The following is a 24,582-nucleotide window of genomic DNA, read 5'->3' on the forward strand; positions in this document are numbered from 1 at the left end:
TTAAAACGCATTTCTTAGGGAATGTGTTTTTTTTGTAACTTTAAGGAAGAATTTACAGTTATGGATAATAGTACACTTCTATTATTTTTGTTACTCACTTTATTTGCAGAAATAATAGGCACAATTGGTGGATTTGGTTCTTCAGTATTTTTTGTGCCATTTGCAACCCTATTTTTCGATTTTCATACCGTTTTGGGAATTACGGCTGTATTTCATTTATCTAGTAACATATCTAAAATCTATTTGTTTCGTAAAGGTTTAGATAAAAAACTGATTCTACAAATGGGCATTCCATCCGTTATTTTTGTAATTATTGGTGGATATTTAAGTTCATTTTTTAATAGTCAACTATTAGAAATCTCGCTTGGTTTTTTTCTTATTTCGCTAAGTTTACTTTTTTTGGTAAAAGACAAACTTATCATTCCTCCTAGAAGAAAGGAAACTGTTTTAGGAGGTGCAATTTCAGGATTTTCAGCTGGTTTAATTGGAACCGGTGGTGCAATTAGAGGCTTGACAATGGCGGCATTTAATTTAGAAAAAAGTGTATTTGTTGCCACCTCCGCATCAATTGATATGATGATTGATCTTACAAGAACTTTTGTTTACTATGACAACGGATACATTACAAAAGACATTTTGATGTACATCCCCTATTTATTTATCATTGGTTTTATTGGCAGTTGGTTGGGACAAAAACTTTTGGAAAAAATTCCACAGGAAAGATTTAAAAAAATTGCTCTTGTTCTAATTTTCTTGATTGGAATATTTTCACTTTATCAAAGTTTGAAATAAAAAAGCCCTGATTATTCAGAGCTTCTCATTTCAAATGTATAATGATATATATTATTCTAATTCTTCTTTTACAGTAGCATCCGGTGCATTTTTAGCAACAGAAGCAATCCCGTTATCACGAGCGGCAACCGATTCATACATTTCACTATTCCCAATAATTTGTCCGTTTGTGGCCTTCAAATTGAAATAAGGCTTTCCATTTTTTGCTTCTAAACGATCAAAACGTGCGTCAACTTGCGAATTCTTACGAACAGATTCAATTCCGTTTTCACATGCTGCTTTGGTAGTATAGCCCTCGCTTGCTAAAATAACTTGACCGTTTCCGGCTTTTAAGACAAACTGAAATTCTCCGTTTTTTCTTTTACTGATTACAAATGATCCCATAATTTTTCTAATTAAAATTTGACATTTAAAGGTACAAAAAAAATCTTTCGAATCGAAAAAATAGTTACCATATTTATAATCAAACAAAAAAAGCTCCGAGTTTCCTCGAAGCTTTGCATTTCTGGGTGAAAGACGGGTCTCGAACCCGCGACCTTCGGAACCACAATCCGACGCTCTAACCAACTGAGCTACAATCACCATTTGATTTTGCGAGTGCAAATATAGTGTAAACCTTTAATTTTACAAAGATTTTTACAATAATTTACATTAAATCTTCTAAGCTGTTGACAGCCACATATCTTTCAACAGTAAACCCTTCAGCAAAATCAGTTCCGATGAGTCTTCCTAAGTCTTGCGAACGGTATTTTATGCTGTCTAAAAAGTTTTTGGTAGCAATTGGCGTAACCATTTCGTCAGAATTTGGATTATAAAATTGAGAATCATACGCCATAATTGCTTGTACTTTTTTATCCATAAATCCTGTTATATCCACCACAAAATCCGGTTTTAAATCTTTCCATTGTATGTAATGATAAACAACATTTGGTCGCCATGCTTCTTGTTTTTCGCCATTCAAAACGGTTTCAATTCGTTTTAATCCGGATAAAAAACAAGCATCAGAAACCAATTTTGCTCCTTTTCCGTGATCGATATGACGGTCGTCGACTGCATTACACAACACAATTTTCGGACGGTATTTTCGAATCATTTTTATCACTTGCATTTGGTGCTCTTCATCATTTTTGAAAAAGCCATCTCGCATTTTTAGGTTTTCACGAACAGAAATACCTAATATTTCAGACGCTTTTGAGGCTTCTTTGTAACGAATTTCAACCGAACCTCGTGTGCCTAATTCGCCTTCTGTTAAATCGATGATTCCAACTTTTCTTCCTAACGAAATTTCTTTGGCAATTGTTCCGGCACAACCTAATTCTACATCGTCAGGATGAGCACCAAATGCTAAAATATCAACTTGATTATTCATTTATAAAATACTTTTCATGATTTGTGATTTATGTTCGGTTTCCAAAAATTCTTTTTCAGGGTTGCTTTCACCGGTGATTCCGCAACCGACATAAATGTTTATTTTATTTTCCTCAACTTCTAAACAACGTAAATTTACAAAAAGATTGGCAGATGCTTCCTGTTCATTCCATAAACCTAAATAACCGGCATAAAATTTTCGGTCGTAACCTTCATTTTCATTGATAAATTGTAATGCTTTTTCTTTTGGAAAACCGCAAACTGCCGGCGTTGGATGTAAATTTTGAATGATATTTTTGGTGTTTTCTATCGAATGAACATCGCCAGTGATAATGGTTTTTAGATGAACTAACGAACCGGCTTCCACCGTAAATGGTTCGCTAACTTTCAAAGAAAGCACTTCTCTATGCAAACTATCCAAAATATAATCAGTCACAATTTGTTGTTCTTGAATTTCTTTTGACGACCATTTTTCAAAACTACTTTTTTGATGCGTTCCGGCCAATGATACGGTTTCAAAATGATTGTTTTCGACTTTAATCAATTGTTCAGGTGTGGCTCCCATCCAACAACCAATTTGCGGATGATAAAATAATGAACGAAAAGCAGTTGGATAACGATTGACTAAACGCAAAAAAGTTTCAATCAAATCAACTTTCTTTTCCATTTCAATTTTTCTAGAAAGAACCACTTTTTCAAAGTCGCCTTTTTGAATTGAATTTACAGCTTTTTGAACAATATCTTCAAAATGCTTCTTTTCATTTTCTGAATAATTCATCAAAACTTCAGACTGATTTACAGCATCAAAACTAAATTCTTCTTCAATAGAATATGAACTTTCTGAAGGAATTACATATTTTTTATTATCATCAAAGGAAGCAAAAACAAATCCACTTTGACCTATAAAATCGTGAATAGAATTGTCCTTTTGAAACAATCCACAAAGTTTAGTTTGATTTGGAAGAACATACAAAACAAAAGGTAAATTTTGTTCCAACTGCATTTTAACTTTAGACAAAATTGCCATCGTTAAGAAGTCTTTTTAGGTAAAACAATGTTTGACAATTTGCAAAGACAGATTAGTTTTCCTTCTTCATCTTCAATTTTTATTTCCCACAAATGAATACTTCTTCCTTGGTGAATAATTTTAGCGGTTGCAAAAACAGTTCCTTCTCGTTTACTTCGTAAATGATTGGCTGAAATTTCAATTCCACGCACTTCTTGTTTTTCGGCATTTACAAACAACATCGAAGCTGCACTTCCAACACTTTCTGCTAAGGCAACCGAAGCTCCTCCGTGTAACAATCCCATGGGTTGATGAATGCGTGAATTTACCGGCATTTTGGCTTTTAAAAAATCTTCTCCTACATCAATAAACTCAATTTCAAGGGTTTCCATTAAGGTGTTTTTACTGAATTCATTACAATTTTGAAGTATTTGAGCTTTATCTAGAGTCATTATTGTTTTTTTTTGGTAAAAATAAAGATTTTTCGGAGGTGCATAAACTAAAATTCTCTTAATTTCGTTATCCATTTAGTTTTTGCAAATTCAATTTAATGGTTAATTTTACCAAAAATCAGGCTCATGCGTAATTTACTTTTTTTATTTTTCATTATTTCAGCTATATCCTTAACTTCTTGTCGCAACGATTTTGAATTTGAACCCAGTCAAGGCGGACTAGAATTTTCAAAAGATACCGTTTATTTAGATACCGTTTTTACAAACATTGGCTCGAGTACCTACACCTTAAAAGTATATAATCGTTCCAATAAAAATATCAGCATTCCTTCTATTCGATTGGGTAAAGGATTGGATTCTAAATACCGCATGACCGTTGATGGAATAGTTGGGAACAACCGTATTTTTGAAAATGTAGAGATGCTTGCTAAAGACAGTATGTACATTTTTATTGAAGTCACCGCTGATGTTGCTGCAGCCAATCCGACCGATTTTTTATATACCGATCAAATTCTTTTTGGCAATGGAACTACTGAACAAAAAGTGGAATTGGTTACGTTAATTCAAGATGCTTATTTTCTTTATCCGCAACGTTTTGACGATGGAACGTATGAAAATATTAATATCGGTGATAGTCCGGTTCGAGGATTTCTTTTAGATGAAAACGACCCAATCAACGGAAATGAATACATTTGGAACAATACAAAACCGTATGTAATATATGGTTATGCTGCTGTACCTGCCAACAAAACATTGGTAGTAGAAGCGGGTGCACGCATTCATTTTCATGCTGAATCAGTTTTGATTATTGGTGACCAAGGAAGTATAAAAGTCAATGGAGAGATTTCAAATAATCCTGAAAATCCATTACAAAATCATGTCATTTTTCAGGGTGATCGATTGGAACCGCTTTATGAAGATGTACCCGGTCAATGGGGAGCAATATGGTTGACACAAGGAAGTAAGAACAATGAATTTACAAACTGTATCATCAAAAATGGTATAGTTGGATTGTTGATTGATGGAAATACGGGTTTATCTAACTCAGAAGCAGATGTAAAACTCAAAAATGTTCAAATTTATGATCATTCTAATTATGGAATTTTAGCCAGAAATGCATATATGAAAGGTGAAAATGTTGTTATTAATAGTGCGGGACAAATTGCTTTAGCTTGTTCGTATGGTGGAAAATACAATTTCAATCATTCTACATTTAATAACAATTGGGCTAGCTCAAAACAAGTTTCCGTTTTTTTAAATAATTTTATAGAAGGAGCTGATCCGGAAATACTTCCGTTGGAAGAAGCTACTTTTACGAATTGTATTATTTATGGTTCCAATCAATTGCAAATGTTAATCAATAAAAAGGACCATCCAACTTTCAATTATAAATTTGATCATTGTTTGATAAAGTTCAATAATATTAATAATGTTTATAGCGATAATCCACTTTATCAATTCGCAACAGATACTACTCATTATGTAAACTGTATCATTGCAACCAATAATTCAGTTGCCAATCCACGATTTTTAAATATTGTGAAGAATAAATTGAATATTGGTGATGACTCGGCGGCAAAAGGCCAAGCTAATGCATTATTTTCAATTTTTCCTGATATTTTGAATAATCCTCGAAATCCTCCTCTAGATATGGGAGCCTATAATTCTACGGTTTTTGAAGAAGATTAAAGTTATTTTCATAATTTTACATGACAAACCTAACAAAACAGTAAAATTATGAAACTAAAATTTTTATCCCTAATTGCGATTATTTCGCTTGTTTCTTGTGGAAAAAAAGAAGAAACTAAATCCGATAATTCAACAGTAAAAGACACAACAAAAGTTGAGGAAACAAATGTAACTATTCCTGATTCAACAACAATTTCCAATGCATGGAATGACTATATGACACCAGGCGAACCTCACAAAATGTTGGCTATGGAATCCGGCACATGGAATGAAGAAATGACCATGTGGATGGAACCTGGTGCAGAACCAATGAAAAATAAGATGACAGCTGAATCAAAAATGATTTATGGAGATCGTTATCAGGAAACAATTCACAAAGGTGACTTTATGGGAATGCCTTTTGAAGGAAAAAGCATATTGGCTTATAACAATGCTTCACAAGAATATACATCTACTTGGATTGATAATATGAGTACAGGAATTATGATTATGTCTGGAAAATATGACGAAGCTACTAAAACCATAAATTTCTCAGGAACTACAGTAGATCCGGTTACTAAAAAGGAAAAAGCGGTTCGGGAAATCTACACAATTGTAGATGAAAACACCCGAAAAATGGAAATGTTTGATGTGGATTACAGCGGAAAAGAATACAAAAGCATGGAAATCATAATGACCCGAAAAAAATAAATTCACTTTTAATTCTTTAAAAAGACTGTTTTTAAAAAACAGTCTTTTTTTGTTTACAACTTCGTGAATAACTATACTTTGAAACTACCTTTTTTCAACGTAAATTTGCACCAACAACAACACAAATATTTTTTATATGATTCATTTCTTCGGAAACGAAAGTTCAACTGTTTTTGCCGTTCAATCGCAAAACGAACTTTCGGCTCAGGACATTTCAAAATTAAACTGGCTTTTTGGCAATACAAATAAAATAGAAAAATCCGTTTTAGCGGATTTTTTTGTTGGTCCTCGTGCCGCTATGATTACACCTTGGAGTACCAATGCTGTGGAAATCACACAGAACATGGGTATCGAAAGTATCATTCGCATTGAAGAATTTCATAAAATTGAAAACAATCATTCCGATTTTGATCCGATGTTGTTTCAAAAATATACGGAATTACATCAAGATATTTTCACCATCAACATTCAACCCGAAGCCATCAAAGAAATTGAAGATATCGCAGCTTACAATAAACAAGAAGGATTGGCATTAAGCGAAGAAGAAGTCAATTATTTAAACACGTTAGCAATAAAACTCAAACGCAATTTAACGGATTCCGAAGTTTTTGGTTTCTCACAAGTGAATTCAGAACATTGTCGTCACAAAATTTTCAATGGTACATTTGTGATTGATGGTGAGGAAAAACCGTCTTCCCTATTCAAATTAATCAAAAAAACATCTGCCGAAAATCCAAACGATATTGTTTCGGCATACAAAGATAATGTCGCTTTTATCAAAGGGCCAAAAGTGGAACAATTTGCTCCCAAAAGTGCCGATAAACCTGATTTTTATCAAACAAAAGAATTTGCTTCGGTTATTTCGATAAAAGCCGAAACACATAATTTCCCAACTACAGTTGAACCATTTAACGGAGCAGCAACCGGTTCGGGTGGAGAAATCAGAGACCGACTTGCCGGTGGACAAGGTTCACTTCCGTTAGCCGGAACTGCGGTTTACATGACTTCTTATTCTCGTTTGGAAGAAACTCGTCCATGGGAAAATGCCATGGAAGAACGTAAATGGTTGTATCAAACTCCAATGGATATTTTAATCAAAGCCTCCAACGGTGCTTCTGATTTTGGTAATAAATTCGGGCAACCGTTAATTACCGGTTCGGTTTTAACATTTGAACACGAAGAAGAAGCCCGAAAATTAGGTTTCGATAAAGTAATCATGTTAGCAGGTGGAATTGGCTACGGAAAAGCCGATCAAGCACAAAAACACGAACCAAAAACCGGAGATCAAATTGTGATTTTAGGTGGTGAAAACTACCGAATCGGAATGGGTGGAGCTGCCGTTTCTTCAGCGGATACTGGAGCTTTTGGGTCAGGAATCGAATTAAATGCCATCCAACGTTCTAATCCGGAAATGCAAAAAAGAGCCGCCAATGCCATTCGTGGTTTGGTGGAAAGTGACGAAAATCCGATTGTTTCCATTCACGATCACGGTGCGGGAGGACACTTAAACTGTTTATCTGAATTAGTAGAAGCGACTGGTGGATTAATCGATTTGGATAAATTGCCTGTGGGCGACCCTACCTTATCTGCCAAAGAAATTATTGGTAACGAAAGTCAGGAACGAATGGGATTGGTTATCGGTCAAAAAGACATTGAAACCTTGCAACGCATTGCCGAAAGAGAACGTTCTCCTATGTATCAAGTGGGAGAAGTTACGGGCTATCATCGTTTTACTTTCGAATCAAAAACTACCGGAGCCAAACCTATGGATTTTGAATTGGCCGATATGTTCGGAAGTTCTCCAAAAATGATTATGAAAGATGTTTCAGTAGAACGCAATTTTACCGAAATAAACTATAAAGAAGCCGACTTTGAAACCTATTTAGAACAAGTTTTGCAGTTAGAAGCTGTGGCTTGTAAAGATTGGTTAACCAACAAAGTCGATCGTTGTGTTGGTGGAAAAGTAGCCAAACAACAATGTGCCGGTCCCATTCAATTGCCGTTGAACAATGTGGGTGTAATGGCGTTGGATTATAAAGGAAAAGAAGGGATTGCTACTTCCATTGGCCACTCGCCTATTTCGGCGTTAATCGACCCAAAAGCCGGAAGTCGAAATGCGATTGGTGAAGCCTTATCCAACATTGTTTTTGCACCTTTGAAAGATGGTTTAAAAAGTGTTTCGCTTTCTGCCAACTGGATGTGGGCTTGTAAAAACGAAGGTGAAGATGCTCGTTTATATGAAGCCGTTGAAGCGTGTTCTGAATTTGCAATCGAATTAGGAATCAACATTCCAACCGGAAAAGATTCCCTTTCCATGAAGCAAAAATATGCCGATACCGAAGTTATTGCTCCGGGAACCGTAATTATTTCTGCTGCCGGAAATTGTAATGAAATTACAAAAGTAGTTGAACCCGTTTTTCAAAAAAATGCTGGTTCGATTTACTATATCAATTTGTCGCAAGATGAATTCAAATTGGGTGGTTCATCCTTTTCACAAATTAGAAATGCGATTGGAAAAGAAACGCCAACCATCAAAAATGCAGCTTTCTTTAAAAAAGCATTCAATGTGATTCAGGAATTAATCAAAAACGATGAAATTGCTGCCGGTCACGATATTGGAAGCGGTGGATTGATTACCACGTTATTAGAAATGTGTTTTGCGGATAACCATTTGGGTGCGAAACTCGATTTTACTCCCGAAACTTCGGGATTTGAAGAAAAAGATTTGCTGAAAATTTTATTTGCTGAAAATATCGGAATTGTGCTTCAAGCGAATGATGACAGCGTTTTTGAATCATTCTTGAAGGAAGAAAATATCACTTTCTACAAATTAGGAAAAGTAACCGATTCGAATAGTTTAGCGATAGGAAATTATTCGTTAGACATTGAAAAATACAGAGATACTTGGTTTAAAACATCTTATTTATTAGATCAAAAACAAACCCAAAACGGTAAAGCGGCAGCCCGCTTTGTGAATTATAAAAATCAACCGTTACAGTATCAATTTCCATCTCATTTTAATGGTAAAAAACCGGAGATTGATGCTTCAAAACCAAGACCAAAAGCAGCCATAATTCGTGAAAAAGGAAGTAATTCTGAACGCGAAATGGCAAACGCCATGTATCTAGCCGGATTTGATGTAAAAGATGTGCACATGACCGATTTGATTTCGGGTCGTGAAAACTTAGAAGACATTCAGTTTATTGGTGCGGTGGGTGGTTTTTCCAATTCAGATGTATTGGGTTCTGCCAAAGGTTGGGCAGGAGCTTTTTTATATAACGAAAAAGCAAAAACTGCATTGGATCATTTCTTCAAACGAGAAGATACTTTATCTGTCGGAATTTGTAATGGTTGTCAATTGTTTATGGAATTAGAAGTCATCAATCCGGAACATGAAATTCACGGAAAAATGCATCACAACGACAGTCAAAAACACGAAAGCGGATTTACTTCTGTAAAAATTCAAGAAAATAATTCGGTGATGCTTTCTACATTGGCAGGAACAACTTTAGGCGTTTGGATTTCGCATGGCGAAGGAAAATTCAAGTTGCCATATGAAGAAAGTCAGTATCATATTGTAGCCAAATATGGTTATGAAAATTATCCGGCCAATCCGAATGGTTCCGATTTCAATACAGCCATGATGTGTGATAAAACGGGTCGTCATTTGGTAATGATGCCTCATATTGAACGTTCCACTTTCCCTTGGAATTGGGCACATTATCCAAAAGACAGAAACGATGAAGTTTCGCCTTGGATAGAAGCGTTTGTGAATGCTAGAAAATGGATTGAGAAAATTAAGTAATTATTAAGTTTTTATAAATATATTTTACTTATAATTTCATATTTTTGGTTTTTTTAACATTTTTATGAAATTAATTACTTTTCTAAAACCAATTTTGGTTTTTATCTGCTTAGGTTTAATTATTTTAAATCTAAGCAGATTTTTTTTGTTCATCACTCATTTGGAACGTGTTACAGATGTAGAATCTTACGGACAATTATTTTTAATCGGATTGCGATTTGATATTATTCTGTTGAGTTATCTTTCAATTCTTCCTTTTTTAATATTGCTGATTACTCCAAAAAAATGGTTTCAAGGTGTAGTTAAACTACTATCGTATTACTTTTTAGTTTTTTTACTTTTACTTTTATTTAGCGAATTAGCTACACCAGATTTTGTAAATCAATATGACACACGACCCAACCGAATCTTTCTTGATTATTTAATTTATCCCAAAGAAGTTCTAGGAACATTAGTAAATGGCTATCTAACTTCAATAATTATTACTTTTATTACTCTTGGAATTGCCATTTTTTTAGGACTTAAGTTCAGAAAAAAATTATTTTACACAACCGCTCAAAATTACAAAGAGCGATTAATTGTATTTCCAGTTATCGCATTTTTATTGGTTTTTGGAGCTCGTTCAAGTTTAACATCCAAACGACCAATCAATGCAAGTAACGCTGTTTTTTCCACTGATCAAATGGTTAATTCATTAGCCTTAAATTCTTTATATACTATTGGTTTTGCGGCTTATTCAATTAAGGATGAAGAAAACATCATAAAAATGTATGGTAAAATGTCTATTGATGAAGCGGTAAGTCGTGTGCAAAAATATACTGATTTTAATCCCAAAAAAATCAAAAGTAATGATTATGATTTTTTTCATCCAACAGCAGTTGTAAATGATAACAATCAAAAATACAACGTTGTAATCTTTTTGCAAGAAAGTTTGGGAGCTGAGTATGTGGGTGCTTTAGGAGGGTTACCGCTAACACCTGAATTGGATAAATTAACTCAAGAAGGACTTCTTTTTACCAATTTATATTGTACCGGTACCCGAAGTGTGAGAGGAATTGAAGCGGTTGTAAGTGGCTTCATGCCCACTCCATCAGAAAGTGTAGTTAAATTAAGTAATGCTCAAAATGACTTTTTCACACTTGCATCAATCTTTAAAAAAGAAGGATTTGATACCAGTTTTATTTATGGCGGAATGGCTAATTTTGACAATATGGCTTCCTTTTTTAGCGGAAATGGATTTGAAAATATCATCGATGAAACCGATTTTGATGCAGATGGCAAAAAATATGCATTCAAAGGGACTTGGGGTTATTCAGATGAAGATTTGGTTACTAAAGCCAATGATTATTTCAAAACGTTAGGCGATAAACCATTTTTCTCTCTACTTTTTTCAACATCCAATCACGATCCTTTTGAATTTCCTGATAATCGGATTGAATTGTATGATAAAAAGAAAAATACAGTAAACAATGCAATAAAGTATGCCGACTTTAGTATTGGAAAATTTTTAGCATTAGCAAAAAAAGAAGCATATTTCAAGAATACTATTTTCGTTATTATTTCTGACCATAATACGCGTACCTACGGAAATAATTTAGTCCCAATAAAAAAATTCAGAATTCCAGCTTTACTTATTGGACCAAATATTCCGAAAGGTCAACGATATAAAGAACAAGCTAGTCAAATTGATATTCCAACTACTATTTTAGGCTACTGTGGGATGAAAAATGAAACGCCAATGTTAGGAAGAAATTTAACTCAAGATAAAGTATTAAAACCACGAAGTTTGATGCAATTTCATGATAATTTTGGCTTTAGAGTAGAAAATGATTTGGTAATCTTGATGCCAAAAGCAGCACCTAAACAATTTAAAGTAGAAAAAGATAGTCTATTACTGCCCAATAAACTTAATAAAGAGCTAGCCAATGATGCTCTAGCACACTTGATTTTAGCTGATTATCTCTATAAATCAAAAAAATATAGCACAAGTAAAAAATAAATTCGAATATGAATCAATAAAAATCAAGGAGTTGACAATTTTTAACTCCTTTTTTTATTAAAATGGTTTGAAAATCATTGTTTTTTCTCTAATTTGCATAAAATTCTATAAAAAGATGATTTCAATAACCCGCCTTTTTGATTTTCCCTATTATCAACTGGAAAAAAATAATATTCCGGACTGTTTAGTTACCAAATACAATGGTGAATGGGTAAAAACTTCTACACAAGAATATATTGATAAATCGAATGCTATTTCAAGGGCATTTATTCGATTAGGAATTCAAAAAAATGATAAAATAGCCTTAATATCCTCTACTAATCGAACGGAATGGAATATTTTTGACATTGGTTCGTTGCAAGTAGGAGCTCAAACGGTACCTATTTATCCTACTATCGCTTCAGAAGATTACGAATATATTTTAAATCATTCTGAATCGAGTTATTGCATCGTTTCAGATCAAGTTGTTTATGATAAATTAATTGCAATAAAAAATAATGTCCCAACATTAAAAGATATTTTTTCTTTTGATGAAATTTCAGGTTGTAAAAACTGGAAGGAATTATTAGCATTAGGCTCAGATATTTCCAATCAAGATGTGGTGGAAGACCGTAAAAACAATGTAAAACCTGAAGAATTAGCGACTATCATTTACACTTCAGGAACTACAGGAAGACCTAAAGGTGTAATGCTTTCTCATCACAATATTGTTTCCAATGTTTTAGATAGTGCTCCCAGAATTCCTTTTAAAGAAGGCACAAGTACCGCCCTAAGTTTTTTGCCTATTTGCCATATTTTTGAAAGGGTAATTTTGTACATCTACCAATACTATTCCGTTTCTGTATATTTTGCAGAAAGTATCGAAAAATTAACTGATAATCTAAAAGAAGTACATCCCAACGTAATGACCGTTGTGCCAAGATTATTAGAGAAAGTATATGACAAAATTTATGGAAAAGGTGCAGAATTGACCGGTATCAAAAAAATGCTTTTTTTCTGGGCGATTAATCTTGGCTTACGCTACAAACCCTACAGACAAAACGGTTGGTGGTATGAAAAACAATTGGGTATAGCCAGAAAATTAATTTTCAGTAAATGGAAAGAAGCTCTTGGCGGAAAATTAGATGTTATGGTTTCAGGAAGTGCCGCACTTCAACCTCGCTTAGCTAGAGTATTTGCAGCTGCCGGAATTCCGGTAATGGAAGGTTATGGCTTAACCGAAACATCTCCGGTTATATCTGTAAACGATATGCGAAACGGACTATTTAGAATTGGTACCGTTGGAAAATTAATAAAAGGTGTAGAAGTAAAAATTGCGGAAGACGGAGAAATTCTTTGTAAAGGACCAAATGTGATGATGGGTTATTACAAAGACCAAAATTTAACAAATGAAGTCATTAAAGACGGTTATTTTCATACGGGAGATATTGGCGAATTTGATAATGATGGTTTTCTCAGAATTACCGATCGTAAAAAAGAAATGTTTAAAACTTCCGGTGGAAAATATATTGCTCCACAGTTAATCGAAAATCGTTTAAAACAATCTTTTTTCATTGAACAAGTTATGGTTATTGGGGATGGCGAAAAAATGCCGGGAGCTTTTATTCAACCTAATTTTGATTTTGTAAGAGAATGGGCAAAAAGACACCATGTTGATTTAACAGAATCAAATGATGAACTTGTTAAAAATCCTAAAGTGATTGAACGATTTCAAGAAGAAGTGAATGAAGCCAATGAAAAATTTGGAAATTGGGAAAAAATCAAACGATTTGAGTTAACTCCTGATGTTTGGTCAATTGATGGAGGTCACCTCACACCTACCATGAAACTGAAACGGAAAATTGTAAAAGAAAAATACCAACACCTTTACGATAAAATTTATAAAGAATAATTTTTTATTCTTCTTCCGGTTGTTGATGGGTTTTGGAATAATTTCTCCATTTTTCAATGCATTCCGTTAAATCAGCTGGAATAGGCGAATCAAAACGCTTAAATTCCTTTGTAGTAGGATGCTCAAAACCAAGTGTTTTGGCATGTAAAGCTTGACGCGGAAGAATTTTAAAACAATTTTCAACAAACTGTTTGTATTTTGTAAACGTTGTTCCTTTCAAAATTTGATCTCCACCATATCGTTGGTCGTTAAATAAAGGATGACCGATATGCTTCATGTGAGCACGAATTTGATGTGTTCTTCCTGTTTCTAATTTACAAGAAATCAAAGTTACATAGCCAAATCGTTCTAGTACTTTATAATGGGTAACTGCTGGTTTTCCGTGAGCTTCGTCTTGAAAAACTGCCATTTGCATGCGGTCTTTCAAATGTCTTCCAATAAAACCTCGAATCGTACCTTCTTCTTCCGAAGGATTCCCCCAAACCAAGGCAATGTATTCTCTTTCTGAAGTCTTATCGGCAAACTGTTTGGCTAAATACGCCATGGCATGATCTGTCTTAGCAATTACCAATAAACCAGAAGTATTTTTATCAATACGATGCACCAAACCCGGTCGTTCGGAACTATTCATCGGTAAATTCTCAAAATGAAAAGCCAATGCATTTACTAGTGTTCCGCTATAATTGCCGTGACCGGGATGTACAACCATTCCGGCTTCTTTATTTATAACCAACAATTGATCATCTTCATAAATAATATTCAAAGGAATATCTTCCGGTTCCAATAAATATTCATACGGCGGATGTGCCATCAAATAACGAATGACATCAAAGGGTTTTACCTTGTAATTTGATTTTACCGCAACTTCATTAACCAAAATATTTCCTTCTGTTGCGGCTTGTTGAATTTTATTTCTAGTCGTATTTTCAACTACTTGCATCAAATATTTATCAATGCGAACAATTGATTGACCTTTCGGTACTTCAAAACGATGGTGTTCATACAACTCATCTTCAGATTCCAAATCAGTAGATTTAAAATTACTCATTACTGAACTTCAATTTCTTGTTGATTTAAAAGGCTGTCTATTTCGGTTTCATCAAAAGCTACTTTTCCGTCACCCAAAACTAAATCAATTTTAGAAGTTTTCATGATTTTTGTTCCTGGTTTCACTTTTTGACCATTATATCGCATTTCTAATACCATATCTTTACCCAAATAGGGTTTATACGTTATGCTGCCTACTTCTAAACCAATTGATTTTAAAGTTGGTTCTGCTTGACGGTAGGTTTTTTCAATTAAATCTGGTAGCATAACAAATGCATAACCATCAGCGTTAATTTTGATATAAACTTTTCTATTTGCTTTTACTTTGGCTCCTGCTTTTGGTTCTTGTTCAACAACCGCAAATTTTGGAAAATCTTTGTTATAATCTAATGTATCTAATAAAACATATTCTAAATCGAGGTTATCTAATTTTTCTTCTACTTGTTCAATTGTCAATTTTCCTAAATTAGGTACAGTGATTTCTTCACCATGATTAGTAAAATAAGAAAGCATATTAAAGAACACAAATGCAATGACCAAAACAATAGAAATTGCCGCAATCATTTGTTTGAAGAAAATTTTACTCGTTAGATAAGCTCTTAGACTCATGTTTATTTTATTTGTTGCAAAGATATAAAATTATAAACCGTTTTTTGTTTCAATAAATAATGATAATTTTGTTTATCATAAACCTAACCTTTCAAACGCAATCAAATGAAAAATGTTGCCATCATCATGGGTGGATATTCCAGTGAATATCAAATTTCGCTAACCAGCGGCGGCGTTGTCTATTCTTATTTAGATAAATCAAAATACAAGGCTTTTAAAATTCATATTTTCAAAGAAAAATGGGTTTATGTAACCGAATCCGGTACTGAATATTCCGTTAATAAAAATGATTTTTCTGTAGATGTAAATGGAGATAAAATAACATTTGATGTCGTTTTTAATGCCATTCATGGTACACCCGGTGAAGACGGCCTAATGCAAGCCTATTTTGAATTATTAGGAATTCCACAAACGAGTTGTGATTATTACCAATCGGCTTTGACCTTTAACAAAAGAGATTTGCTTTCGGTTTTAAAACCTTATGGAATCAAAACGGCTACTTCCTATTATTTGAATTTAGGCGATGTAATAGATGCCGATTTAATTATCAAAACGGTAGGTTTACCTTGTTTTGTAAAACCCAACAAATCCGGTTCGAGTTTCGGAATTTCGAAAGTTAAATCGTTAGAAGAACTTCTTCCGGCCATAGAAAATGCGTACAAAGAAGATAACGAAATCATCATCGAAAGTTTTTTAGATGGTGTAGAAGTTTCGGTTGGAGTGATTAATTACAAAGGAAAAGTAACCGTTCTTCCTATCACAGAAATCGTTTCTGAAAATGATTTTTTTGATTACGAAGCCAAATATTTGGGAAAATCGCAAGAAATTACTCCGGCCCGAATTAGCGATGAATTAAAACAAAAAGTAGAAACAGTTGCCAAAAGAGCTTATGAAGTTTTGAAAATGAAAGGCTTTTCTCGAAGTGAATTCATCATAGTAAATAACGAACCCTATATGCTGGAAATGAATACCATTCCGGGGATGACAACCGAGAGTATTTTGCCACAGCAAGCTAAAGTTGCCGGAATTTCGTTAACGGAATTGTTTGATAACGCCATTGAATTGGCATTGTTACGATAAAATATTTATCTTTAAACAAAAAATCATGATTGATTATAAAAAATATATCACCATTAATGCTGAGGTTCGTTTTGGAAAACCTATCATTTCCGGAACAAGAATTACGGTTTATGATGTTTTAAATTGGTTAGCAAATGGAATGAATGTAAGTGATATCATAAAAGATTATCCTGAACTCAATGAGGAACAAATAAAAGCATGTTTGGCTTATGCTGCCGATAAGGAACATAAAATACAAATAGCATCGTGAAATTACTTTTCGATCAAAATATTTCCTTTAGAATTCTATCTAAAATAGATATAAATTTTCCTGAGGCAAAACAAGTGAGACAGCTAGGAATTGAAAACTTCACGGATATTGAAATTTGGAAATATGCTCATAAAAATGACTTTACAATTGTAACATTTGACGGTGATTTTTATGATTTATCAAAGTTTAAAGGTTTTCCACCCAAGATTATCTGGTTACGTTTCGGTAACACAAAAACCGATTTCATTGCCTTAATTTTAAATTCAAAACACGCTCTAATTTCTGATTTCATTCAATCTGAAGCGTATTCTGAAATAGCTTGTTTAGAAATCAAATAAAATCTATTGAAATGAAAAAAGCAATATTCCCCGGTTCGTTTGACCCAATTACATTAGGGCATTTTGATATCATACAACGTGGTATTTCATTGTTTGATGAAGTCATCGTTGCTATTGGAGTTAATGCTGAAAAAAAATACATGTTTTCGCTAGATGAACGCAAAAAATTTATTGAAGAAGCTTTCAAAGATGAGCCCAAAGTTCGCGTCATTACCTACGAAGGATTAACCATCGATTTATGCAAAAAAGAAAAAGCAGAGTTCATTTTGCGTGGTTTACGCAATCCGGCCGATTTTGAATTTGAAAAAGCCATTGCCCATACCAACCGACGATTATCAAAAATTGAAACCGTTTTCTTGTTGACGGCCTCAAAAACTTCGTATATAAGTTCAAGCATCGTTCGCGATGTTATCAGAAACGGTGGCGACTTCACGGTTTTAGTTCCCGAATCAGTAAAAATAAAATAACTTTATGTTCCAATCAAAACTAGCTTTTTTTCTATTTATTTTACCCTTTTTTGTTTTTGCTCAAAATTCCAATTGGCAAACACCTTATGAAAAAGGAAATAAAAATCAAACCGCGACTTATGAAGAAGCGATGCTTTTTTACAAAAGATTAGCTGCTCAATACAACACATTAGAAATCAAAGAAATGGGACTAACCGATTCTGGTGAGCCTTTACATCTTTTGCTGTATAATCCGGTTCGCAATTTTGATCTTTCAAAAAATCAATCGAAAGCCATTTTATTGATTAATAATAACATTCATCCTGGTGAACCCGATGGTGTGGATGCTTCAATGATGCTTTTTCGGGATTTGGTTTTTCAAAAAATTCCAGCTCCAAAAAACACGATTGTGGCCATGATTCCTTTTTATAATATTGGTGGAACATTCAATAGAAATTCCTTTTCAAGAGCCAATCAAAACGGTCCGGAAGCGTATGGTTTCAGAGGAAATGCCAGAAACTATGATTTGAATCGTGATTTTGTAAAATCAGATACCAAAAATGCTAGAAGTTTTGCCGAAATTTTTCATCTCGTAAAACCGGATGTATTTATTGATAATCACGTGAGCAATGGTGCCGATTATCAATATGTGTTTACTTATATTCAGACACAACATCAAAAATTAGGTTCAGATTTAGGCCTCTTTTTACAAAATGAAATGACACCGGCCCTCAGAAAACAGTTATTGAAAAAGAAAATTGAAAGTATTCCGTATGTAACGGTTTATGGATCAACACCGGATAAAGGGTTTTCACAAATGATGGATTTACCCAGATATTCAACCGGTTATACCTCTTTATTTCATACAATAGGATATATGCCGGAAACACACATGCTCAAAAAATATGAAGATCGGGTTAAAGTCACCTATGAATTTATGGTGGAAACGTTGAACTATACCGACAATAATTTTCAAAAAATTAAAACGTTAAAAAAGGATAATGCAAAGACCTTTTCTGTCGGAAAATCTTATCCTTTACAGTGGAAAATTGACAGTACAAAAGTGGAACAAATTGAATTTTTAGGTTTTGAATCCGGTTACAAGAAAAGCGAAATATCCGGTAAAGACCGACTGTTTTATGACCAAAAGAAACCCTTTAAAAAGCAAATACCTTATTACACTTCTTATGTTCCCACCAAAAGCGTAACTATTCCATCAGCCTATGTAATTCCGAAATCGTGGTGGAATGTTCTGGGTTTGTTAAAACTCAATCAAATTGAAATGACGCAATTGGAAAACGACACTATTATTGAAGTAGAAAAATATAAAATTGCAGATTACAAGACGAGTTCAAATGCTTATGAAGGGCATTACCAACATTCGAATACAACAGTAACTAAATCCATAGAAAAAGTTTCATTCCAAAAAGGAGACTATATCATTTCCACTCAACAATTTGGCGTGAAATATTTATTGGAAACATTAGAACCCGAAGCTCCGGATTCCTTTTTTAATTGGAACTTTTTTGATGCGGTTTTGCAACAAAAAGAAGGTTATTCTGCGTATGTATTCGAAGATTTGGCTGTTGAGATTTTAAAGAAGAATCCATCTTTAAAGGAAAAATTGGATAAGAAAAAAGTCGAAGACAAAGCATTTGCTGAAAATGGCTCGGCTCAATTGGACTGGATTTATAAAAATTCGGCTTATTATGAGGCCTCTCACCTTACCTACCCGGTTTATAGAATTTTAAAATAATTAAATCGTTTCTTTCTCAAATAACAGTTTAATATTTTCATAAGAATTGGTCAAACACGAAGCAATGTTTTCAGGTTTGACCCATTCTACTTTTTCAATGCCTTCTTCCAATTGCCCTGTCATTTTTCCGGAAAAGGACGTTTTCATTTCAAACCAATGGGTAATTTTCAATTTATAACGACCGTTACGTTTGAAAATATGATAGGTTTTCGATAATTTACGTGTGATCTTCAAATTTTTTACTCCGGTTTCTTCTTCTACTTCACGAAGGGCTGTATCTTCAATTTCTTCACCTTTTTCAATTCCACCTTTAGGTAAGTCCCATTTTTTATTGCGATAAATGAATAAAACTTCATTTTTATCATTAAAAACCAATCCGCCACCGGCTTTTTCAACCGGAATTTTAGCTTTCAATTTTTTAAGAATTTCTTTTTCATCCGGATGGTATAAAAAAGCTTTATCCACTTTATTTTTAAAGATTTTGATGATAAGTTGTTTGATATCAACACTATCCAATAAAAACAATTGAAAATCAGTTTCTTTTTGTATCTGATTTGTCAAAAAAAGTGGCTTGTCGTTCACAAAAACTTTATACATTTGTACTATGATTTTTAATAAAGATACAGCTAAAAAAACAGCCGAATTGCTTTTACAAATAAACGCAATTAAATTAAATCCAAAAAATCCTTTTACATGGGCTTCCGGATGGAAATCTCCTATTTATTGTGATAACCGCGTAACGCTCTCATTTCCACCGATTCGAAATTATATTCGGGAGGAATTTTCCAAAAACATTGAAAAAGAATTTGGAAAACCCGATGTTATTGCAGGTGTCGCCACCGGTGCCATAGGTATTGGAATGTTAGTTGCCGAATACATGGGACTACCCTTTGTTTACGTTCGTCCGGAACCTAAAAAACACGGTCGTCAAAACCAAGTAGAAGGTTTTTTGCAAAAAGGACAAAATGTGGTAGTGGTAGAAGATTTAATCAGTACCGGAAATAGTAGTTTATTGGCCGTTGAAGCCTTAAAAGAAGCCGGTGCAAATGTAAAAGGAATGGTTGCTATATTTACTTACGGATTTGATGTTTCGACTGAAAACTTCAAAAAAGCTAAAGTAACGTTGCATACGTTGTCTAATTATGACAATTTATTAGAATTGGCCGTTGCCAAAAAATACATCACCGAAGAAGAACAACATACTTTGCAAGAATGGCGAGTAAGCCCATCTACTTGGGGTGTGGAGGTTTGAGAAAAGAAATTAGAATATAGAGAATAGAATATAGAAAATAGATTATCCGTTTACCGTCAACAGACAACAGACAACTGAAAAAAAAAATGAATTTAGAAAGCCCAAAAGTTACCGTAGAAAAATCAGCTCAGTATTTATTTGAATCCTTGAGTGATGTTCGCAATTTTGAAAAATTAATGCCGGATACCATCGCCAAATTTGAAGTAACCGGAGAAGATTCTTTTATCTTCGGTTTAAAAGGAATGCCGGAAATCAAATTGAAAATGAAGGAAAAAAATACTCCAAGTCAAGTTGTTTTGGGAGCTGCTTCTGATAAATTACCCTTTACTTTAACCGGAAACATTCATACATTAACTGAAAATAGTTCGGAGGTGCAATTGGTTTTTGATGGTGATTTCAACCCTATGATGGCGATGATGATCAAAGGGCCAATCTCAAAATTTATTGAGACACTTGCGTCCAATATGAAAAAATTATAGACTATTCTATTATTTGATAATCGCATCGTAAATCACTTGCTGTATATTTTCTCTTATGTTATTTTGGGAAAGTAAGTTTTTATCCGCATTGGGATAGGTTCGATTGGATAGAAATATATATACTAATTCTTTTTCAGGATCTGCCCAAGCCATAGTTCCCGTAAATCCGGTATGGCCAAAACTAGTCATTGATGCACATCCACATGTTGGACCGGACTTACCCAATTGAGGTTTATCAAAGCCTATTCCGCGTCGGTTGCCTTCCGGACAGTAATAACAAGTATTGAACACATCAAAGGTTTCTTCAGAGAAAAATTGCTGACCACCATAATTACCTTTTTGGAGAAAAAGTTGCATCATTTTAGCCATATCCATTGCATTGGAGAAAATTCCGGCATGTCCACCTATTCCACCTTCCATTGCTGCAGCCATATCATGTACATATCCTTGAATGGTTTGGTATCTAAAATAATTATCTTCTTCTGTGGGCGGAATAACACTCATATCAAATTTTTTCAACGGATTATAAAGTGTATTATTTGCCCCTATTTTGGCATAGAACCCTTGTTCACTTAATTCATCTAATGATTTACTTGTAGATTTTTCGATAAAATTTTTCAGAATGATAAATGTAAAATCACTGTATTTGTATTCCTTTTTGGGCAACAACTTACTATTTGCAATGGTTTGTAATATCGAATCTTGATAATCTTTTCTCAAATACAAATTTTCAGCAACTTGATAAGGAAATTCTTCGCTGTATAGCTTTCTATAATATTTATCAGATGGCTTTCTGTCGGCTGTTAGTGTTTGCTTGTAAAAAGGCAACCACGCTTGCAATTGTGCATAATGAGAAAGCAAATCTTTAAAAATAATGTTCTCTTTATCGGTTCCTTTAAAAACAGGAAGCATATCTCCTACTTTTGTCTCTAAAGTAACTTTCTTTTTATCATATAATTGCATTGTGATTGGCAATGTTGAAACTATTTTAGTTAATGAAGCTACATCATAAATATCCGAATTTTTCACACTTGTTTTATTTGAAAAAGTGTGATAACCAAACGCTTTTTGATAAATTACTTTCCCTTTTCTAGCCACAAGAATTTGACCACCGGGTATCATTTTGGCATCGATAGTTTTTTGCATAATATCGTCAATTTTAGCTAAAATTGTCGGATTCATGTCAACATTTAGAGGATGTGTAAAACCCAATCGATTTATTGTTTCTGTTTTCAATCCATGATTTACTTTGAATTCTTCATTGATGCTAACCGGCAAAAAACCTTTCGCATCAATAGCTCCAAAAATTATTTCCGCTGCGACTGTTTGAGCAATTTCATTATTTTGATAGGCTACAATAATACCGTCTAAATCTTCAAAACTTGTAATCGAACTTAAAGCATAAGGTTTTACAAAACCTGTGAAAATAACTTTTTTACGTTTAGCTATTTCGGAAATCCATTGTAATTCCTTTACAGAAAAATCATGTTTTTTCCAAGCACCATCAGCTTTATGATAACCGATTATTACTTTATTAAAATCTGCTAATTGAAGTAGTAATGAATCCAAATTTTCATTCGAAATTTCTTCGACTTCTGCATATTTTGAAAGTGTTTCAAGAAAAATTCCTTTTGAATCATCACCCATTTTCAGATATGCAATATTTTCTTTTTCAATGTTTTTTATGGGTAAAATACTCAATTTGTTCTTTAATACAGTGATACTATTTTCATACAGTTTATATAATAAAGCATTCGTCTCCTCATTATTGATTGATTTAGAAAGATTCGTTAAATCAATTGGTTTTACTTTAGACAAACCTGCTTTGAATTTATAATGCAGTATTTTTTTTACTGAATGGGTAAGGCGTTCTTCGGTAATCAAATTTTGTTCGTAAGCTTCTTTAATTTTTTGAACTGCAATCGGAACATTTTCCGGAAATAGCAAAATATCATTTCCGGCTTGAAAAGCGGCTAAGTCAATATCTCCTGGACTTTTAAAATTACTCGCCCCTTTCATATTTAAGGCATCGGTAAAAATTAATCCTTTAAAATTCAATTCCTCTTTTAATAAATCGGTCACAATTACATTTGAAATGGAAGAAGGGTATCCTTTACGGGTTTCAAAAGCAGGTACTTCTAAATGAGCAACCATTACACTGGCTAATCCTTTGTTGATAAGTTTTTTATACGGATACAATTCTACATTCCGAATGTGTTCTTGCGTAAAATTGATAACCGGTAAAGTATAATGTGAATCGGTTGAAGTAGCTCCATGTCCCGGAAAATGTTTCCCTGTGGCAAAAACACCATTGTTTTGTAAACCAATCATCAAAGCCAAAGCTCTATCAGTTACTCGATCTTTATCTTCACCAAAAGAACGGTTTCCGATAATTGGATTCTTGGGATTGGTATTGATATCTAAAACAGGAGCAAAATTAAAATGAACTCCAAGTTGTTTGGATTGTAGTGCCATTTGTTTCCCAACTTCTTCAATAAGTTTCAAGTCTTGAATGGCTCCTAAAGTCATGTTCCAAGGAAATTTTGTTACCGAATCCAAACGCATACTCAGTCCCCACTCGGCATCTATACCAATAAACAAAGGGGTTTTTGATAATTTTTGAAAGCGGTTGGTCATTTTTGCCTGACGAACGGGTCCGCCTTGGAAAAAAATTAATCCACCTATTTTTTGTTCAGTGATTAATTTATCTAATGATTTTATATGAGCTGAATCTTTGTTGGAATAAGCCGCCACCATAAAAAGCTGACCTATTTTTTCTTCTAAAGAAAGAGCATTATAAATACTATCCACCCATTTCTTTTCGTCAGTAGTTGGAACGGAATAGTTAAATGAAACTGAATGCTGATATTCTAATTTAGGAAAAGTATCTTTTTGATGTGTTTGAGTTGGTTCATGAATAGCCAAAGGTTTTTGCTTGATTTTATTGGTTGCACAATTAACAACCACAATCAAAACAAGTATCAACGGAACTATTTTAAAATATTTACTATTCATAATATTTCAAAGACGTCAATTTTAATGCCTTTTTATGACTAACGCAGTAATTTAAGCTAAAATTATAATTCTGTGAAGTTAAATTAAAAAAAGCGACTATGCCAACTTTCCGCAGCGGGAATTTCCCAACTTTCTTTCCATTCTTCAATGGTATTAACTAAGTTATTAAAAACAATAGTGTTAGAAGAAACTGCTTTTTCTTTCGCCATACGTTTAAAATCTAGCAACGATTTATGCGTGATATATTCGCCTTGACGATAAGTCACGTTCATTTTATCTAATAAATCAACCTTGTATTTTTGTTCCAAGGCTTGAATGAATTCAACTGACTTATCAATAGAACATCCGGTGGCTTGCTGTACTTCTTGATTTACAGCTAATATAATAAATCGATTGTATTGAAGGATAAAAGAAGCTTCTAAAGACGTGCCATGAGCAGACCAGTCTTCAACAAAAGCTTTTAAATCGTTTTCTATTTCTGTAACTTCATCATCCGAAAATTTTCGGTTGGATTGGTAAATCCAAATTCGGGATTCTTCAGGAAGGTTTTCAAAAGGAATATACATTATTTTTTTGGTAAAGAGTAATGGGTAATTGGTGATAGGTTAGAAAAAATTC

Annotated in this window: 22 protein-coding genes and 1 tRNA gene; 13 read left to right on the top strand and 10 right to left on the bottom strand. The window is 33.6% G+C overall.

Going from position 1 to position 24,582, the window contains the following annotated elements:
• The first annotated feature begins 60 nt into the window (after positions 1-60).
• On the top strand, positions 61-792 hold the full coding sequence (locus H601_RS0101860) for a sulfite exporter TauE/SafE family protein (RefSeq protein ID WP_026709930.1): 732 nt from the start codon (positions 61-63) through the stop codon (positions 790-792).
• Between the two features lie 51 nt (positions 793-843).
• Here the strand turns inward: H601_RS0101860 and H601_RS0101865 are convergent, their stop codons facing one another.
• The 5 genes from H601_RS0101865 to H601_RS0101885 all read right to left on the bottom strand — a co-directional run bounded on the left by H601_RS0101865 (position 844) and on the right by H601_RS0101885 (position 3,618).
• On the bottom strand, positions 844-1,176 hold the full coding sequence (locus H601_RS0101865) for a YegP family protein (RefSeq protein ID WP_026709931.1): 333 nt from the start codon (positions 1,174-1,176) through the stop codon (positions 844-846).
• 123 nt (positions 1,177-1,299) lie between these two features.
• Positions 1,300-1,375: transfer RNA gene (locus H601_RS0101870), tRNA-His, on the bottom strand.
• Positions 1,376-1,438: 63 nt separating this feature from the next.
• Positions 1,439-2,161 carry a bacillithiol biosynthesis deacetylase BshB1 gene (gene bshB1 / locus H601_RS0101875; RefSeq protein ID WP_026709932.1) on the bottom strand — a complete coding sequence of 241 codons (723 nt, stop codon included), beginning with the start codon at positions 2,159-2,161 and terminating at the stop codon, positions 1,439-1,441.
• Positions 2,162-3,187, bottom strand: coding sequence for a chorismate-binding protein (locus H601_RS0101880; RefSeq protein WP_051220626.1), 1,026 nt, complete (start codon positions 3,185-3,187; stop codon positions 2,162-2,164).
• A 2-nt stretch (positions 3,188-3,189) separates the two neighbouring features.
• The gene (locus H601_RS0101885) at positions 3,190-3,618 is read right to left on the bottom strand and encodes a PaaI family thioesterase (protein ID WP_026709934.1); all 429 of its coding nucleotides are present in this window, start codon (positions 3,616-3,618) and stop codon (positions 3,190-3,192) included.
• Between the two features lie 126 nt (positions 3,619-3,744).
• Here H601_RS0101885 and H601_RS0101890 point away from each other — a divergent pair, with 126 nt between their 5' ends.
• The 5 genes from H601_RS0101890 (at position 3,745) to H601_RS0101910 (ending at position 13,692) form a co-directional block, all read left to right on the top strand.
• Entirely contained in the window at positions 3,745-5,307 is a 1,563-nt protein-coding gene (locus H601_RS0101890) for a hypothetical protein (RefSeq protein ID WP_026709935.1), read from the top strand.
• Positions 5,308-5,355: 48 nt separating this feature from the next.
• Positions 5,356-5,997, top strand: a complete 642-nt coding sequence (locus H601_RS0101895) for a DUF1579 domain-containing protein (RefSeq protein ID WP_026709936.1) — start codon at positions 5,356-5,358, stop codon at positions 5,995-5,997.
• Positions 5,998-6,133: 136 nt separating this feature from the next.
• On the top strand, positions 6,134-9,802 hold the full coding sequence (gene purL / locus H601_RS0101900; protein WP_026709937.1) for a phosphoribosylformylglycinamidine synthase: 3,669 nt from the start codon (positions 6,134-6,136) through the stop codon (positions 9,800-9,802).
• Between the two features lie 64 nt (positions 9,803-9,866).
• Positions 9,867-11,801, top strand: coding sequence for an LTA synthase family protein (locus H601_RS0101905; RefSeq protein WP_026709938.1), 1,935 nt, complete (start codon positions 9,867-9,869; stop codon positions 11,799-11,801).
• Positions 11,802-11,916: 115 nt separating this feature from the next.
• The gene (locus H601_RS0101910; protein ID WP_026709939.1) at positions 11,917-13,692 is read left to right on the top strand and encodes an AMP-dependent synthetase/ligase; all 1,776 of its coding nucleotides are present in this window, start codon (positions 11,917-11,919) and stop codon (positions 13,690-13,692) included.
• A gap of 4 nt (positions 13,693-13,696) precedes the next feature.
• On the opposite strand, the gene H601_RS0101915 is transcribed toward H601_RS0101910, so the two are convergent.
• Entirely contained in the window at positions 13,697-14,740 is a 1,044-nt protein-coding gene (locus H601_RS0101915) for an RluA family pseudouridine synthase (RefSeq protein WP_026709940.1), read from the bottom strand.
• Complete coding sequence (locus H601_RS0101920) at positions 14,740-15,348, bottom strand: PASTA domain-containing protein (protein WP_026709941.1); 609 nt, start codon at positions 15,346-15,348, stop codon at positions 14,740-14,742. Before H601_RS0101920 ends, H601_RS0101915 begins: the two co-directional genes overlap by 1 nt.
• A 105-nt stretch (positions 15,349-15,453) precedes the next feature.
• On the opposite strand from H601_RS0101920, the gene H601_RS0101925 reads away from it, so the two are divergent.
• From H601_RS0101925 to H601_RS0101945, 5 genes are read left to right on the top strand one after another with little or no spacing between them, the layout of a single operon-like run.
• Positions 15,454-16,428 carry a D-alanine--D-alanine ligase gene (locus H601_RS0101925; protein WP_026709942.1) on the top strand — a complete coding sequence of 325 codons (975 nt, stop codon included), beginning with the start codon at positions 15,454-15,456 and terminating at the stop codon, positions 16,426-16,428.
• A 25-nt stretch (positions 16,429-16,453) separates the two neighbouring features.
• Entirely contained in the window at positions 16,454-16,678 is a 225-nt protein-coding gene (locus tag H601_RS0101930) for a DUF433 domain-containing protein (protein WP_035655373.1), read from the top strand.
• The gene (locus H601_RS0101935) at positions 16,675-17,016 is read left to right on the top strand and encodes a DUF5615 family PIN-like protein (RefSeq protein WP_026709944.1); all 342 of its coding nucleotides are present in this window, start codon (positions 16,675-16,677) and stop codon (positions 17,014-17,016) included. The genes H601_RS0101930 and H601_RS0101935 overlap by 4 nt, the downstream gene beginning before the upstream one ends.
• An 11-nt stretch (positions 17,017-17,027) precedes the next feature.
• Positions 17,028-17,483, top strand: coding sequence for a pantetheine-phosphate adenylyltransferase (gene coaD / locus H601_RS0101940; protein WP_026709945.1), 456 nt, complete (start codon positions 17,028-17,030; stop codon positions 17,481-17,483).
• A gap of 4 nt (positions 17,484-17,487) precedes the next feature.
• Positions 17,488-19,218 carry a M14 family metallopeptidase gene (locus H601_RS0101945; protein ID WP_035655375.1) on the top strand — a complete coding sequence of 577 codons (1,731 nt, stop codon included), beginning with the start codon at positions 17,488-17,490 and terminating at the stop codon, positions 19,216-19,218.
• Here the strand turns inward: H601_RS0101945 and H601_RS0101950 are convergent, their stop codons facing one another.
• On the bottom strand, positions 19,219-19,815 hold the full coding sequence (locus H601_RS0101950) for an NUDIX hydrolase (protein WP_026709947.1): 597 nt from the start codon (positions 19,813-19,815) through the stop codon (positions 19,219-19,221).
• A 7-nt stretch (positions 19,816-19,822) separates the two neighbouring features.
• Here H601_RS0101950 and pyrE point away from each other — a divergent pair, with 7 nt between their 5' ends.
• Both pyrE and H601_RS0101960 read left to right on the top strand, forming a co-directional pair.
• On the top strand, positions 19,823-20,470 hold the full coding sequence (gene pyrE / locus H601_RS0101955) for an orotate phosphoribosyltransferase (RefSeq protein ID WP_026709948.1): 648 nt from the start codon (positions 19,823-19,825) through the stop codon (positions 20,468-20,470).
• A gap of 86 nt (positions 20,471-20,556) precedes the next feature.
• Positions 20,557-20,949 (top strand): hypothetical protein, encoded by a 393-nt coding sequence (locus H601_RS0101960; protein ID WP_026709949.1) that lies wholly within the window; start codon positions 20,557-20,559, stop codon positions 20,947-20,949.
• A 9-nt stretch (positions 20,950-20,958) separates the two neighbouring features.
• Here H601_RS0101960 and H601_RS0101965 read toward each other — a convergent pair whose 3' ends face one another.
• Both H601_RS0101965 and H601_RS0101970 read right to left on the bottom strand, forming a co-directional pair.
• Positions 20,959-23,964, bottom strand: coding sequence for a serine hydrolase domain-containing protein (locus H601_RS0101965; protein ID WP_026709950.1), 3,006 nt, complete (start codon positions 23,962-23,964; stop codon positions 20,959-20,961).
• Between the two features lie 83 nt (positions 23,965-24,047).
• Complete coding sequence (locus H601_RS0101970; protein WP_026709951.1) at positions 24,048-24,530, bottom strand: hypothetical protein; 483 nt, start codon at positions 24,528-24,530, stop codon at positions 24,048-24,050.
• Between the last annotated feature and the right edge of the window lie 52 nt (positions 24,531-24,582).

This window comes from Flavobacterium filum DSM 17961 (assembly GCF_000425465.1).
Lineage (GTDB): Bacteria > Bacteroidota > Bacteroidia > Flavobacteriales > Flavobacteriaceae > Flavobacterium > Flavobacterium filum.